The organism is Pseudomonas sp. Pmew2 (assembly GCF_058129885.1).
Genome location: NZ_CM176702.1, coordinates 4,206,150 through 4,221,493, shown reverse-complemented (window position 1 = coordinate 4,221,493; position 15,344 = coordinate 4,206,150). Strand labels below are relative to the sequence as shown.

Annotated in this window: 13 protein-coding genes and 3 pseudogenes; 14 read left to right on the top strand and 2 right to left on the bottom strand. The window is 59.8% G+C overall.

Translation table 11 applies throughout. The features are described from left to right. Positions 1-306 precede the first annotated feature (306 nt). On the top strand, positions 307-1,083 hold the full coding sequence (locus AC4ANK_RS19355; RefSeq protein WP_002554443.1) for an ABC transporter substrate-binding protein: 777 nt from the start codon (positions 307-309) through the stop codon (positions 1,081-1,083). A gap of 84 nt (positions 1,084-1,167) precedes the next feature. After that, positions 1,168-1,506 (top strand): annotated as a pseudogene (locus AC4ANK_RS19350) (ABC transporter permease subunit); the annotation flags it as partial. A 181-nt stretch (positions 1,507-1,687) separates the two neighbouring features. Here the strand turns inward: AC4ANK_RS19350 and AC4ANK_RS19345 are convergent. Both AC4ANK_RS19345 and AC4ANK_RS19340 read right to left on the bottom strand, forming a co-directional pair. Then, positions 1,688-2,917 (bottom strand): IS91 family transposase, encoded by a 1,230-nt coding sequence (locus AC4ANK_RS19345; RefSeq protein WP_460384752.1) that lies wholly within the window; start codon positions 2,915-2,917, stop codon positions 1,688-1,690. A 49-nt stretch (positions 2,918-2,966) separates the two neighbouring features. Then, positions 2,967-3,179 carry a hypothetical protein gene (locus tag AC4ANK_RS19340; RefSeq protein WP_460382897.1) on the bottom strand — a complete coding sequence of 71 codons (213 nt, stop codon included), beginning with the start codon at positions 3,177-3,179 and terminating at the stop codon, positions 2,967-2,969. 90 nt (positions 3,180-3,269) lie between these two features. Here AC4ANK_RS19340 and AC4ANK_RS19335 point away from each other — a divergent pair. The 12 genes and pseudogenes from AC4ANK_RS19335 to astE all read left to right on the top strand — a co-directional run. Continuing rightward, a pseudogene (locus AC4ANK_RS19335) lies at positions 3,270-3,611 on the top strand (ABC transporter permease subunit); the annotation flags it as partial. Further along, positions 3,608-4,306, top strand: a complete 699-nt coding sequence (locus AC4ANK_RS19330; protein ID WP_002554441.1) for an ABC transporter permease — start codon at positions 3,608-3,610, stop codon at positions 4,304-4,306. The pseudogene AC4ANK_RS19335 and the gene AC4ANK_RS19330, both read left to right, overlap by 4 nt. Position 4,307: 1 nt before the next feature. Beyond that, positions 4,308-5,420 carry a succinylglutamate desuccinylase/aspartoacylase family protein gene (locus tag AC4ANK_RS19325; protein ID WP_460384754.1) on the top strand — a complete coding sequence of 371 codons (1,113 nt, stop codon included), beginning with the start codon at positions 4,308-4,310 and terminating at the stop codon, positions 5,418-5,420. Further along, positions 5,398-6,206 (top strand): annotated as a pseudogene (locus AC4ANK_RS19320) (ABC transporter ATP-binding protein). The gene AC4ANK_RS19325 and the pseudogene AC4ANK_RS19320 overlap by 23 nt, the downstream one beginning before the upstream one ends. A 135-nt stretch (positions 6,207-6,341) precedes the next feature. Continuing rightward, positions 6,342-7,334 (top strand): transcriptional regulator ArgR, encoded by a 993-nt coding sequence (gene argR, locus AC4ANK_RS19315; protein ID WP_002554438.1) that lies wholly within the window; start codon positions 6,342-6,344, stop codon positions 7,332-7,334. 236 nt (positions 7,335-7,570) lie between these two features. Further along, complete coding sequence (locus tag AC4ANK_RS19310) at positions 7,571-8,788, top strand: aspartate aminotransferase family protein (protein WP_002554437.1); 1,218 nt, start codon at positions 7,571-7,573, stop codon at positions 8,786-8,788. Between the two features lie 132 nt (positions 8,789-8,920). Beyond that, positions 8,921-9,952 (top strand): arginine/ornithine succinyltransferase subunit alpha, encoded by a 1,032-nt coding sequence (gene aruF / locus AC4ANK_RS19305; RefSeq protein ID WP_002554436.1) that lies wholly within the window; start codon positions 8,921-8,923, stop codon positions 9,950-9,952. Positions 9,953-10,015: 63 nt separating this feature from the next. After that, positions 10,016-11,041 (top strand): arginine N-succinyltransferase, encoded by a 1,026-nt coding sequence (gene astA, locus AC4ANK_RS19300; RefSeq protein WP_002554435.1) that lies wholly within the window; start codon positions 10,016-10,018, stop codon positions 11,039-11,041. Continuing rightward, the gene (astD, locus tag AC4ANK_RS19295; RefSeq protein WP_460384757.1) at positions 11,038-12,507 is read left to right on the top strand and encodes a succinylglutamate-semialdehyde dehydrogenase; all 1,470 of its coding nucleotides are present in this window, start codon (positions 11,038-11,040) and stop codon (positions 12,505-12,507) included. The genes astA and astD overlap by 4 nt, the downstream gene beginning before the upstream one ends. A 48-nt stretch (positions 12,508-12,555) precedes the next feature. Further along, positions 12,556-13,902: an N-succinylarginine dihydrolase gene (astB, locus tag AC4ANK_RS19290; RefSeq protein ID WP_002554433.1), complete on the top strand. Its 1,347-nt coding sequence runs from the start codon at positions 12,556-12,558 to the stop codon at positions 13,900-13,902. A gap of 61 nt (positions 13,903-13,963) precedes the next feature. Beyond that, complete coding sequence (locus AC4ANK_RS19285; RefSeq protein ID WP_002554432.1) at positions 13,964-14,251, top strand: hypothetical protein; 288 nt, start codon at positions 13,964-13,966, stop codon at positions 14,249-14,251. Between the two features lie 12 nt (positions 14,252-14,263). Then, positions 14,264-15,271, top strand: a complete 1,008-nt coding sequence (gene astE / locus AC4ANK_RS19280; protein ID WP_002554431.1) for a succinylglutamate desuccinylase — start codon at positions 14,264-14,266, stop codon at positions 15,269-15,271. Positions 15,272-15,344 lie beyond the last annotated feature (73 nt).

Sequence of the window (15,344 nt, the reverse complement as noted above, 5' to 3'; positions counted from 1 at the left end):
AGGGTTTGCCAATAATGGGCGCGCTTTTTGCTGTTATGACAGGTTTGGCTGGCTCTGCTGGATCAGCAGAAATATGCTTCGTCAATAGCTGGTAGTGGGTTTTTCGGTGCATCTGTAACTAGTTGTCGCATTGAAGAAATATCGACTTCGAGCCTGTCGTTAAAATGCCCGTCATTCGCCGAAGGTCCGTGAGCCACCAATGCGGTGTCACGCCCCCGGCGTCGCTCTCCCCCGAGATTGTCCTTTCGCACATTGGGCGCTTGCTCACTTTGCCACTTGTCGTGCTTTACCGATGGAGTCCTGGAAATGAAGAAGCTCATGCTTATTGGCGCGATGGCGTTGTCCGTGCTCGCCCAGCCGATCTTTGCTGATGAAAAACCGCTGAAAATCGGCATCGAAGCGGCTTACCCTCCGTTCGCTTCCAAGGCTCCGGATGGCAGCATCGTCGGTTTTGACTACGACATCGGCAATGCGCTGTGTGAAGAAATGAAGGTCAAGTGCACCTGGGTCGAGCAGGAATTCGACGGCCTTATCCCGGCGCTGAAAGTGCGCAAGATCGACGCGATCCTTTCTTCCATGTCGATCACCGACGACCGCAAGAAGTCTGTGGATTTTACCGGTAAGTACTACAATTCCCCGGCCCGTCTGGTCATGAAAGACGGCACCGTGATCAGCGACAGCCTGGCGGAACTCAAGGGCAAGAAAATCGGCGTGCAGCGCGGTTCGATCCATGAGCGTTTCGCCCGTGAAGTTCTTGCCCCCAAAGGTGTGGAAGTGACGCCGTACGGTTCGCAGAACGAAATCTACCTGGACATCGGTGCGGGTCGTCTGGATGGCACGATTGCCGACGCCACCCTGCTGCAGGACGGTTTCCTGAAGACCGACGCAGGCAAGGGCTATGCGTTCACAGGTCCATCGTTCACCGACCCGAAATACTTCGGTGACGGCATCGGCATCGCCGTGCGCAAGGGTGACAAGGCCAACCTTGAGCGCCTGAATGCCGCCATTGCAGCCATCCGTGCCAACGGCAAGTACAAGGCTATCCAGGACAAATATTTCGACTTCGATATCTACGGCAAGTAAGTCGTCATACCGATCCTGATCAATGGCGCAAACAGAATTGCCTGGCTTGCGCCATTTTTATTCCACGCTTGAGGACCGCACATCATGTTGAAAGGTTACGGAGCTGTCATCCTCGAAGGTGCCTGGCTGACGTTGCAGCTGGCCCTGTCGTCGATGGCTCTGGCGATCGTTCTCGGTCTGATCGGCGTGGCGCTTCGTCTGTCGCCGGTACGCTGGATTGCCTGGCTGGGCGATCTGTACAGCACGGTCATTCGCGGCATTCCCGATCTGGTCCTGATATTGCTGATTTTCTACGGCGGTCAGGACCTGCTCAACCGCGTTGCGCCGCTGCTGGGTTTTGATGACTACATCGATCTTGACCCCTTGCTGGCCGGGATCTGCACTCTGGGCTTCATTTTTGGTGCCTATCTCTCGGAAACCTTTCATGCATAGGAATTTCAAAATGCCTATGCATGAACCTGACGCTGTGAAGGAGGCGTCATGCCTTCATAGCGATGCGTAGGAAGACGCTGATGCGTTACTTATGCAGTGAAAATCCCTATCAATCCGAATTTGTGCAGGTTATTTTACCGCTGAGCCTAGGTGCGGACGCACCTTCCCCCTGTCAGGGCTTCACGTACCTCATCTGCGCGATTGCCTGAGCGTTGAGGACCAGTCCCTGCACCGTCAGCCCGCTGATTGCCGCCGTGTAGACCATCCGCGCGCCACACAGCACGCAGCGGAACGGATCGACGTTTAGAAAGGCTTTGGCCATCTGCACAAAATACAGCTTCGGTGTCGGTCCTGGCGTCGCCATCTTCAATGCTTCATAGACCTTCGGCAGGTATTTCCCACACACCCGATTGGCCAGAAAACCAAAATACCGGATCATCCGGAAATGCTTTTCCGGGATGTGCTGCACCACCCGGCGCAGCATGTCGGCCTGGCTCAGCGTTTCCTGCTGATAGGTCTGCGTGCGGTGATCCAGGTAGGTAAAGCTCAACGTGGCCCCGCAGGTGTAATGGGCCAATCGGCTGCCCGAGATGGGCGGTTTTTTCAGGTAGCGGCCCAGGTAATTGACGGTCTTTCGGCCGTTTTTCGTCTTCTTCGACAAGTGGATGTGCCAGTGCTGGCCACCAGCGGTCAGTATCAGACGGCGCCAGTCGCTTTCACAGTGGATGTGGGCCAGCTGCGGCGGCATCGTCAATTGCGAAAGCGGCTGTCCCAGCAGGTAATCGCGCACCAGCCACATCCAGCGCCGCCGCAGGGCCTCTTTGTGGAACGACAGATTTTTCCAGACGCCCTGCTCATCCAGGCCGCCCGCGGTCACCGACAGGTGGACGTGGGGATGCCAGTTGAGCCGCCGGCCATAGGTGTGCAGCGCACCGAAAATCCCGACGCGCAAACCGCGCCGCTTGGCGGTGTAGATCAGGTTATCGGCCGCCAGACGAAACAGCGCATCGAGCAGCCAGCGGTTGTAGAAGAACAGGGACCACAGCGTGTCGGGCAGCGTGAACACCAGATGCTGCCAGGGGCAGTCGGGCAGACGGTTGTTTTGCACGGCGATCCACTGGTCGGTGGCCTTTTTGCCGCAGGAAGGACAGGCCCGGCAATGGCAGGTGTTGCACAGGTATTTGACGTGCGGGCAATGCTCATTGGCACAGGTGTAGTGTTTGACGCCCAGTATCGAGGTGCCGCAGGCGAGCATTTTGCTGATCGACTCCACTTCGATTTGGCGCAGACCGCCGGCTTCCAGCAAATCTGCCCAGCAGCCGTTGGCCGTGAAGAGGTTTTTGAGCGGTCGAGGTTTGTAAGCAGGCGGTGCAGAGGCCACGTCAGCAGGGCGGCTCCTCATCGTGGTGAATGACGGCGGTGATGGCGAATCCGCCTGGCCCTTCTCTCATCTAAACGCTTACGCAAGAAGCGTCGGGAAACATGTCGTTCAGATACGTTGTCTGGCAGCAACTACAAAGATCGACATCACCGAAAGGATCGATATCGAAGGAAAAGTCGGTATCGGGCACGAAGGTAGTATGCCCGGCGCGTTGGAGACGGGTCTGCTTTGCCTTGGCTTTTGCCCGGCTCGCCCGTTTACGTTTTTTGGTCTCTGACGCCATGTGTAAGCCTGTGCTGAGGAGGGATCGACTCGATTTCGGCTATGATAACCGATTTCAAAATCCCACAATTTGCAGCCGCAGGCTGCCCAGTTCATGGCCATCCCCAAGGGGCAGGCCGAAGCAGGCATGGCGTATGGCCTGAGCAGCGGCAAGGTGTTCTTCCGCATTCTGGTGCCGCAGATGATTCGTCTGGCCATCCCCGGTTTCACCAATAACTGGCTGGTCTTGACCAAGGCCACTGCACTGATTTCCGTGGTCGGCCTGCAGGACATGATGTTCAAGGCCAAGCAGGCGGCCGATGCCACCCGCGAGCCTTTCACCTTTTTTCTGGCGGTTGCAGCGATGTACCTGGTGATTACCAGTGTTTCGCTGCTCGCTCTGCGTTACCTCGAAAAACGCTACTCGGTAGGCGTCAGGGCGGCTGACCTATGATCTTTGACTACAACGTGATCTGGGACAGCCTGCCGCTGTACTTCGGCGGCTTGCTGACCACCCTGAAACTGCTGGCGATTTCGCTCGCATTCGGGTTGCTCGCGGCGTTGCCGCTGGGCCTGATGCGGGTCTCGAAAAACCCTTGGGTCAATATGCCGGCCTGGCTGTACACCTATGTGATCCGCGGCACGCCGATGCTGGTCCAGCTGTTCCTGATCTATTACGGGCTGGCTCAGTTCGACGCGGTGCGCGAAAGCTTTTTATGGCCTTGGCTGTCCAGTGCTACGTTCTGTGCCTGTCTGGCGTTCACTATCAATACCAGCGCCTATACGGCCGAGATCATTGCCGGCAGCCTCAAGGCCACGCCGGCCGGTGAAATCGAGGCTGCGCGGGCCATGGGCATGTCGAAGGCCAAAATGTATCGGCGCATTCTGCTGCCGTCGGCCTTGCGCCGGGCGCTGCCGCAGTACAGCAACGAGGTCATCATGATGCTGCAGACGACCAGTCTGGCCTCCATCGTGACCCTGATCGACATCACCGGCGCTGCCCGCACGGTCAACGCGCAGTTCTACCTGCCGTTCGAGGCTTACGTTACCGCAGGCGTTTTCTATCTGTGCCTGACATTCATTCTGGTGCGGCTGTTCAAAATTGCCGAACGCCGCTGGCTGGGCTATCTGGCCCCACGGAAGGTCTGAAATGCAAAGAATCGATCATGTATTGCCGTGGAGCACCCTCGGCACCGAACGCACGCTGAGTGTCTTTCGCTTCGGCACTGGCGAGCGAAAAGCCTACATTCAGGCCAGTCTGCACGCAGACGAACTGCCCGGCATGCGCACCGCCTGGGAGTTGAAGAGACGCCTGACCGAGCTGGAACAGCAAGGCGCGCTCAAGGGCGTCGTCGAGCTGGTGCCGGTGGCCAACCCGCTGGGGCTGGGGCAGTTGCTGCAAGGTGCGCATCAGGGGCGTTTCGAGTTCGGCAGCGGCAAGAATTTCAACCGTGACTTCACCGAGCTGAGCGAGCCGGTCGCCGAGTTGCTGGAAGGCCAGTTGGGCGATGACCCGCGCGCCAATACCCAATTGATTCGTCAGGCGATGATGACTGCACTTGAAGGCTTGCCTGCCGCGCAATCGGAGTTGCAAGGCATGCAGCGCATCCTGCTCAAGCATGCCAGCATCGCTGATGTGGTGCTGGATCTGCATTGCGATGCCGATGCCGCGCTGCACATGTATGCCTTGCCACAGCACTGGCCGCAATGGCGCTCGCTGTCGGCGCACCTGAATATTCAGGTGGCACTGCTGGCCGAGGATTCCGGTGGCAGTTCCTTCGATGAAGCCTGTTCGCTGCCGTGGTTGCGTCTGTCACGGACCTTCCCGCAGGCGCAGATCCCGCTGGCGTGTCTGGCGACCACTATCGAGCTGGGTGGTCAGGCCGACACCGGCAAGCCTCAGGCGCAAGCGCACGCCGAAGGCATTCTGGCGTTTCTGGCCGAACAGGGTTTTATCAGCGGTGACTGGCCGCAGCCCGCACATCAAGCCTGTGAAGGTCTGCCATTCGAAGGTACCGAATTGCTCTATGCGCCGCATCCTGGCGTGGTGACATTCCTGCGTGCCGCAGGCGATAAAGTCGAAATCGGCGATGCGCTGTTCGAAGTCATCGACCCGCTGTCCGTTCAGGTCAGTACCATTTGTGCGAATACTGCCGGGGTGCTGTTTGCCATCGAGCGGCTTCGTTACGCTCAACCAGGTTTCTGGCTGGCCAAAGTGGCGGGGCGCACCGCGCTGCGTCATGGACGTCTGCTCAGTGATTGACCGTTCTGTGGGAGCCCAAAGCATGAACAAACTGGAAGTGCAGGACCTGCACAAGCGCTATGGCAGTCACGAAGTGATCAAGGGCGTGTCCCTGACCGCCAAAGCTGGCGATGTCATCAGCATCATCGGCTCCAGCGGCTCGGGCAAAAGCACCTTTCTGCGCTGCATCAACCTGCTCGAACAGCCCCATGCCGGCAAGATCCTGCTCAACAACGAAGAGTTGAAGCTGGTGCCGAACAAGGACGGCGGTCTGAAAGCTGCCGACGCCAGACAGTTGCAGCGCATGCGCTCACGCTGTCGATGGTGTTCCAGCACTTCAACCTGTGGTCGCACATGACGGCGCTGCAGAACATCATCGAAGCGCCGGTTCATGTTCTGGGCGTGTCGAAAAAGGAAGCGCTGGAAAAAGCCGAGCACTACCTGGCCAAGGTCGGCGTGTCCCATCGTAAGGACGCTTATCCAGGACACATGTCCGGTGGCGAGCAGCAGCGTGTGGCCATTGCCCGCGCGCTGGCGATGGAACCTGAAGTGATGCTGTTCGACGAGCCTACCTCGGCGCTCGACCCTGAACTGGTTGGTGATGTGCTCAAGGTCATGCAGGGGCTGGCTCAGGAAGGCCGGACCATGGTGGTGGTGACTCACGAAATGGGCTTTGCCCGGGAAGTCTCCAACCAGCTGGTTTTCCTGCACCAGGGTGTGGTTCTGGAGCGTGGTGACCCGCGCGAGGTACTGGCCAACCCGCAGACCGAGCGTCTGCAGCAGTTCCTGTCCGGCAGCCTCAAGTGACGATCGGCATCGCATGGCGATGCCTTTTTACGGCAGAACAGGGCATGCTGCGCGACGCGCGACATGACCTGGATGTTCCAGATCGAGCCATCTTCTGAGGCTCGGCTTTTGCGGCAATACGTATCGGATGTCCCAATGACTGCCCATCGAATAGGTTTTCTCGTCTGGCCTGGCACCAAAGCCCTGACTCTGGCACTTGCCGAGGAAGCCTTGCGTGTCGCTCAGCGCGTTCATCCTGAAGTGGTCTACGAATTGTCGTTTCTACAGGCCGAGGCAGGGGAGCCGACAGCGGTTGCCGGAGCCTGGCAATTGCCGGGCGAGCCCTGGACCGGGCGACTGGACGGTTTTCAGAAGCTGTTTCTGCTCGCTGATGAGCCTCCGGCAGGCGTGGCTCCGGCGCTGGGCAGCGCGCTCAAGCAACTGGTGCGTGCCGGCTGTTCGATTGGCGGGCTGTCGGCGGGCGTTTACCCGCTCGCGCAACTGGGCCTGCTGGATGGCTATCGCGCTGCCGTGCACTGGCGCTGGCAGGACGACTTCGCCGAGCGCTTCCCCAAGGTCATCGCCACCAGCCATTTGTTCGACTGGGACCGGGATCGTCTGACCGCCTGCGGTGGCATGTCGGTGCTCGACCTGCTGCTGGCGGTGCTGTCTCGCGATCATGGCGCGGAACTGGCCGGGGCGGTTTCCGAAGAACTGGTGGTCGAACGCATTCGCGAAGGCGGCGAGCGTCAGCGCATTCCGTTGCAGAACCGTCTGGGCTCCAGCCATCCAAAGCTGACCCAGGCTGTACTGTTGATGGAAGCCAACATCGAAGAGCCGTTGACCACTGACGAAATCGCCCAGCACGTGTGTGTGTCGCGCCGTCAGCTAGAGCGAATCTTCAAGCAGTACCTCAACCGTGTACCCAGTCAGTATTACCTGGAGCTGCGCCTGAACAAGGCGCGTCAGATGTTGATGCAGACCAGCAAGTCGATCATTCAGATCGGTCTTTCGTGCGGTTTTTCCTCGGGGCCGCACTTCTCCAGCGCCTACCGCAACTTCTTCGGTGCCACGCCGCGTGAAGACCGCAACCAGCGACGCAGCAGCAGCCCGTTCGAACTTTCGCCGGTGCCTGCCGAACGCGGTTGATTGTCTTGTCACGATAGAAGTGCTGCCGCGACAGCTCTGGTCCAGACAGGCCGGCCTCAATCCGTTTAAACTGCGCCTTTGTGACGCAATATGTCGCATTGCCGAAAACCTTGAAAAAACCCGGTTTTGCGCTGTAACAAGTTGTCGCCTGGCGGCAAGGCCGAACACAATTCAGTCCTTACAATCTTCCCATCGCTCGCCAGTTTCAGGCAGGCGTTCCTCATCAGGAGACTCCGATGTCCGTTGAGCATGCTGCGGTGCAACGCGCCGATTTCGACCAGGTAATGGTCCCCAATTACGCCCCGGCCGGGTTCATCCCCGTGCGCGGTGCGGGCTCCCGGGTCTGGGATCAGGCGGGGCGCGAACTGGTGGATTTCTCGGGCGGGATCGCCGTCAACGTATTGGGCCACTGCCATCCGGCGCTGGTCGGTGCCTTGACCGAGCAGGCCAACAACCTCTGGCATGTGTCCAACGTTTTCACCAACGAGCCGACCCTGCGTCTGGCGAAAAAGCTGGTGGATTCGACCTTCGCCGAGCGCGTGTTCTTCTGTAACTCGGGTGCTGAAGCCAACGAAGCCGCCTTCAAGCTGGCGCGTCGTGTGGCGCATGACCAGTACGGCCCGGAAAAATACGAAATCATCGCGGCGCTGAACAGTTTTCATGGCCGTACCCTGTTCACTGTCAGCGTCGGTGGCCAGCCGAAATACTCCGATGGTTTCGGGCCGAAAATCACCGGCATCAGCCACGTGCCGTACAACGACCTTGAAGCGTTGAAAGCGGCTGTTACCGACAAGACCTGCGCCGTGGTGCTGGAGCCGATTCAAGGCGAGGGCGGCGTGTTGCCGGGCCAGCTGGAATACCTGCAAAGCGCGCGCAAGCTGTGTGACGAGCACAACGCTTTGCTGGTATTCGATGAAGTGCAGAGCGGCATGGGCCGTAGCGGTCATCTGTTCGCCTACATGCATTACGGCGTGACCCCGGACATACTTTCCAGCGCTAAAAGCATCGGTGGCGGCTTCCCCCTGGCGGCCATGCTGACCACTGAAAAACTTGCCAAACACTTTGCGGTCGGCGTTCACGGCACCACGTATGGCGGCAACCCGCTGGCCTGCGCGGTCGGTGAAGCGGTGATTGATGTCGTCAATACGCCTGAAGTGCTGGCTGGCGTGCAGCGCAAGCATCAGCAATTCAAGACCCGCCTGGAGAGCATCGGCCAGCAATATGGCGTGTTCACCGAAGTGCGCGGCCTGGGCCTGTTGATCGGCTGCGTGCTGTCCGACGCCTGGAAAGGCAAGGCCAAGGACATTTTCAACGCCGCTGAAGCCCAGGATCTGATGATTCTGCAGGCCGGTCCCGACGTGATCCGTTTCGCGCCGAGCCTGGTGATTGAAGACGCAGACATCGAAGAAGGCCTGAACCGCTTCGAGCGTGCCATCGCCAAGCTGACGTCCTGATTCATCCGCTTTATCCCGGTGTCTGCCTGATCGGCAAACACCGGACATTTTCCTGTGCTGTGCGGCATGATGCCGTGTGGTGCTTTTACCAGTGCCGGCGTAAATGCCGGTCGATCTACAAGGAGTGGCACCATGCTGGTGATGCGCCCTGCGCAAATGGCTGATCTGGCCGAGGTTCAACGCCTCGCTGCCGACAGCCCTATCGGTGTCACGTCCTTGCCCGACGATGCTGGCCGCCTGACCGACAAGATCGGCTCGTCGGAGGCATCATTCGCCGCCGAGGTCAGCTTCAACGGCGAAGAAACCTACTTTTTCGTGCTCGAAGACAGCGAAAGCGGCAAGCTGGTGGGCTGCTCGGGCATTGTTGCTTCGGCGGGCTACTCCGAGCCGTTTTACAGTTTTCGCAACGAAACCTTCGTGCATGCTTCCCGCGAACTGAAGATCCATAACAAGATCCATGTTCTGTCCCAGTGTCACGACCTGACCGGTAACAGCCTGCTGACCAGTTTCTACGTGGTCCCGGAGCTGGTTGGCACTGCTTGGTCGGAGCTCAACTCTCGCGGCCGCCTGCTGTTTGTTGCCAGTCACCCCGAGCGTTTCGCCGATTCGGTGGTCACCGAGATCGTCGGTTACAGCGACGAACAGGGAGATTCGCCATTCTGGGATGCCATCGGGCGCAACTTCTTCGATCTCAACTACGCCGCTGCCGAGCGCCTGTGCGGGCTGAAAAGCCGGACCTTCCTCGCCGAGCTGATGCCGCATTACCCGATCTACGTGCCATTGCTGCCTGACGCTGCGCAGGAGGCCATGGGTCAGGTGCATCCGCGTGCGCAGATCACCTTCGACATCCTGATGCGCGAAGGCTTTGAAACCGACCATTACATCGACATCTTCGACGGTGGCCCGACCCTGCATGCCAAGGTATCCGGAATCCGGTCCATCGCGCAGAGCCGTCTGGTGCCGGTCAAGGTCGAAACCGCGCAAAGCAGCGATGTCGGCACAGGCGGGCGTCTTTATCTGGTTGCCAACGGCCTGTTGCAGGATTACCGCGCGGTGCTCCTGGAACTGGACTGGGCACCTGGCAGACCGGTGGTGCTGAGCCTGCAGGCCGCCGAAGCACTGGGCGTTGGTGAAGGTGCCAGTGTGCGGATCGTCGCGGTCTGAGCCAGACGTTCGATAGCCGATTAGCGAGTTTCAAGGCTCTCGATGAGCCGCTGAGGAGATAACATGATCGTTCGTCCTGTACGCAGCAGTGACCTGCCTGCGCTGATCGAGCTGGCGCGCAGCACCGGTGCCGGTCTGACGACACTGCCCGCCAATGACCAGCGTCTCGCGCACCGGGTAGGCTGGGCTGAAAAGACCTTTCGCGGAGAAGCCGAGCGCGGCGATGCCGACTATCTGTTCGTGCTTGAAGATGACGATGGTCGGGTGGTCGGTATCTCTGCCATCGCCGGGGCGGTCGGCCTGCGCGAGCCCTGGTACAACTATCGGGTCGGCCTCACGGTCAGTGCGTCGCAGGAACTGAACATCTACCGGGAAATCCCGACCCTGTTCCTGGCCAACGACCTGACCGGCAATTCCGAGCTGTGCTCGCTGTTCCTGCACAGCGATTCACGCAATGGCCTCAATGGCCGCCTGCTGTCCAAGGCGCGCATGCTGTTCATCGCCGAATTTCCGAAGCTGTTCGGTAACAAGATCATTGCCGAGATGCGTGGCATGTCCGACGAGAATGGCCGGTCGCCGTTCTGGGAAAGTCTGGGTCGGCATTTCTTCAAGATGGAATTCAGCCAGGCCGATTACCTGACCGGTGTTGGCAACAAGGCATTCATTGCCGAGTTGATGCCCAAGTTTCCGCTGTACAGCTGCTTTCTTTCCGAAGATGCACGCAATGTGATCGGCCGCGTGCATGCCGACACCGAGCCTGCGCTGACCATGCTCAAGGGCGAGGGTTTCTCGTATCAGGGTTACGTCGACATCTTCGATGCTGGGCCTGCCATCGAGTGCGAGACCGGCAAGATTCGCGCAATCAAGGACAGCCAGACGCTGGTACTGGCCATCGGTACGCCAGGTGACGATGCGCCGCAGTTTCTGATTTACAACCGCAAGCGTGAAGACTGCCGCATTACGGTAGGCGCTGCGCGTTTCGCCGCTGGCACGCTGGTGGTTGCGCCACAAACCGCCAAGCGGCTGCGCATGAGTGCAGGCGACAACGTGCGCGCCGTGCCTTTGTCTGCGGCGCGGGAGGGCGTTTGATGAGTACCCTCTACATTGCAGGTGCATGGCAGGCCGGGCAGGGCGAGCTGTTCCATTCGTTGAACCCGGTGAGCCAGCAAACGCTCTGGTCTGGGCAGGCTGCTACGCCAGAACAAGTCGATTACGCAGTGCAGGCTGCGCGTCAGGCATTTCCCGGCTGGGCGCAGCGCTCTCTGGATCAGCGCATTGCTGTGCTGGAGGCCTTTGCTGCCAGCCTCAAGGGCCGCGCCGATGAACTGGCGCATTGCATCGGTGAAGAAACCGGCAAGCCTTTGTGGGAGTCAGCGACCGAAGTAACCAGCATGGTCAACAAGATTGCCATCTCGGTGCAGAGCTATCGCGAACGAACCGGCGAAAAGAGCGGGCCGCTGGGCGACGCCACGGCAGTATTGCGTCATAAGCCACATGGCGTGGTCGCGGTGTTCGGGCCGTACAACTTTCCTGGTCATCTGCCTAACGGGCACATCGTTCCGGCCTTGCTGGCGGGCAATACGGTAGTGTTCAAGCCCAGCGAACTGACGCCGAAAGTCGCCGAACTGACCATCAAGTGCTGGATCGAAGCCGGGTTGCCTGCCGGTGTTCTCAACCTGCTGCAAGGCGGGCGCGAAACCGGTATCGCACTGGCTGCCAACCCAGGCATCGACGGGCTGTTCTTCACCGGCTCAAGCCGCACCGGTGATGCGCTGCACCAACAGTTCGCCGGGCGTCCCGACAAAATTCTCGCGTTGGAAATGGGCGGTAACAATCCACTGATCGTTGATCAGGTTCAGGACATCGACGCAGCGGTTTACACCATCATTCAGTCGACGTTCATTTCTGCAGGCCAGCGCTGCACCTGCGCGCGTCGCCTGTTGGTGCCCGAGGGCGACTGGGGCGATGCCTTGCTGGCGCGGCTGGTTGCCGTCAGCGCGACTATCGAGGTGGGGGTGTTCGATCAGCAGCCGTCTCCGTTCATGGGCTCGGTCATTTCACTGGAGGCCGCACACGCCTTGCTCGACGCGCAGCGCAACCTGCTCGCCAACGGCGCAGTGACCTTGCTGGAAATGCGTCAGCCGCAGGCCGGAGCAGCGCTGCTGACGCCGGGCATTATCGATGTCAGCGCGGTCGCCGAGCGGCCTGACGAAGAGCTGTTCGGCCCGCTGTTGCAGGTTATCCGCTACGCCGGTTTCGACGCCGCCATCGCCGAAGCCAACGCCACTCGCTATGGCCTGGCGGCAGGCTTGCTCTCGGACTCCGAAGCACGCTATCAGCAGTTCTGGCTGCACAGCCGCGCCGGGATCGTCAACTGGAACAAACAGCTGACCGGCGCCGCCAGCAGCGCACCGTTCGGCGGGGTCGGCGCCTCGGGCAACCACCGCGCCAGCGCTTATTACGCAGCCGACTATTGCGCCTATCCGGTGGCTTCGCTGGAGGCGGGCAGCCTGACCCTGCCGACGACACTGACTCCCGGCATCAGGCTGAGCTGACAGGGTGCGCACGATTGCTTATAAAAACAGATCCACGGAGCCTTGCCGATGAAGTCCTGTGAAGTGAATTTTGACGGTCTGGTCGGGCCAACCCACAACTACGGCGGGTTGTCCTACGGTAATGTCGCCTCCCAGAGTAACAGCCAGCAATGCGCGAACCCGCGTGAAGCGGCGCTGCAAGGCCTGGCGAAAATGAAAGCGCTGATGGACCTGGGTTTTACCCAGGGCGTGCTGGCACCGCAGGAACGCCCTGATGTGGCCGGTTTGCGGCAGTTGGGTTTCACCGGCAGCGATGAACAGGTGATTGAAAAAGCTGCCCGTCAGGACATGCCGTTGCTGGTTGCCAGTTGCTCGGCATCGAGCATGTGGGTGGCCAACGCCGCGACGGTCAGCCCCAGTGCAGACACGGTAGATGGGCGCGTGCATTTCACGGCGGCCAACCTCAACTGCAAATACCATCGCAGCATCGAGCACCCGACCACCAGCCGCGTGCTGGGGGCGATGTTTGCCGATGCAAAGCACTTTGCCCATCATCCTGCGTTGCCACCAGTCGCGCAGTTCGGTGACGAAGGCGCGGCCAACCACACCCGTTTCTGTCAGGACTACGGCCAGCCCGGTGTGGAGTTTTTCGTTTTTGGCCGCAGTGCGTTCGATACCCGCTACCCGGCACCGCAAAAGTATCCGGCCCGCCAGACCCTGGAAGCGTCACGAGCTGTTGCGCGTTTGCATGGCTTGAGCGAGGGCGGCGTGGTTTATGCTCAGCAGAACCCGGCGGTCATTGATCAGGGTGTATTTCATAACGATGTGATCGCGGTCGGCAACGGTGAGGTGCTGTTCTATCACGAGGATGCATTCCTCAACACCGAGCTGATGCTCAATGAGCTGCGCGACAAACTCGGCCGTGTCGGTGGGCAGTTGCGGGCGATTTGTGTGCCGCGTGCCGAAGTCTCGGTGCAGGATGCGGTGCGCTCTTACCTGTTCAATAGCCAGTTGTTGTCACGCCCGGACGGCTCGATGCTGCTGATCGTGCCGCAGGAGTGTCAGGCCAATGCGAGCGTCTGGGCTTATCTGCAGCGATTGATTGCCGATGACGGCCCGGTTGCCCAGGTCAAAGTGTTCGACCTCAAGCAAAGCATGCAGAACGGCGGCGGCCCTGCATGCCTGCGACTGCGTGTGGCGCTCAAGGAAACCGAGCTGGCTGCGGTGAACCCTGGCGTGATCATGACCGCGCCGCTGTACGACACGCTGACGCAATGGGTCGACAGGCACTACCGTGATCGCATGAGTGAAAACGATCTGGCCGATCCCCGATTGCTGAGCGAATGCCGTACGGCATTGGATGAACTTACGCAAATCCTTAAACTGGGTGCCGTCTATCCGTTTCAACTGAATTGAAACACCCTGCGCGCCGGGCAAATGTCTGGCGCATGATTTCTTTATCTAGAGCATTCCGACTATGAGCGACGCCCTGCAACTGATCCTTGAAGACACCGATGGCGCCCAGCTGGAAACCTCTTGCACCCGCGTTGCCATTATCTGGCAGGGCAAGGAGCTGTGGATTCAGCAGGATGGCCGTGGCCAATTGCTGATCGGTGTTGATGTCGAAGAAGACGATGCCGAGTACGCCAACCTGCTGCTGCGCCCGTTGGCAACCAACCTGGTCAGCCTGCAACTGGAAATGGAGCCAGCCGACGCAGGTGCCGACGAAGACGGTCACGTTCACGGTCCTGACTGCAACCACTAAGGAAGTTGCCCTATGCTCGCCCTTGGCAAATTGCTTGAACTGACCCTGGCTGGACGTGAGCCAGCGGAAAAGACTCAACTGACCGTCGAAGGCGTGCGAATGCGATGGATGGGCGAGGGGGCTCTGGAGGTCCGCCCGCCGGAGGTCCGTGACAATGGCACGGACCTGCTGCTCTCTGCCGGTATTCATGGCAACGAGACTGCACCCATCGAGCTGCTGGATGAACTGATCCGCAGCATCGCGCGCGGCGACCTTAAACCGCGCGCACGTATTCTGTTCCTGTTTGGCAATCCCGACGCCATGCGGCGCGGTACCCGGTTTGTCGAGCAGGACGTCAATCGGCTGTTCAACGGTCGTCACGAGCAAAGTGGCGGTGCAGAAGCCCTGCGTGCCTGCGAGCTGGAGCACTTGGCCGCCAGCTTTTTCAGCCTGCCGGATCGCTACCGCCTGCATTACGACCTGCACACTGCCATTCGCGGTTCGAAGATCGAGCAGTTCGCGCTGTACCCGTGGAAAGAAGGTCGTCAGCACTCGCGTCTCGAACTGGCCCGGCTGCGTGCTGCGGGGATGAGTGCGGTGTTGCTGCAGAACAAACCGTCCATTGTGTTCAGTGCCTATACCTACGATCAGCTGGGTGCCGAGGCCTTTACTCTGGAACTGGGCAAGGCCCGGCCGTTCGGCCAGAACCAACAGGTCAACCTTGCGCCGCTGCGTCTGCGTCTGGAGCAGATCATCGAAGGCCGCGAGCCCGAGCTGGATGAAAATCTTGAGGGGTTGCAGCTGTTCAGCGTGGCACGCGAAGTCATCAAGCGCACCGATGCATTCACGTTCAACCTCGCCGATGCTGTAGAAAACTTCTCACCGCTGGAAAAGGGCTACGTGCTGGCCGAAGACGCGGGTGGTTCACGCTGGGTGGTAGAGGAGGATGGCGCGAGAATCATCTTCCCCAACCCGAAGGTCAAAAACGGCCTGCGGGCGGGGATTCTGATTGTGCCGACTGATGCGGGTAGCCTTGGCTGATCGCTGGGCACCCACAAGATCGGACGCAGAGCGTCCAGAACGGCATTCCCACGCTGGAGCGTGAGGAACGATA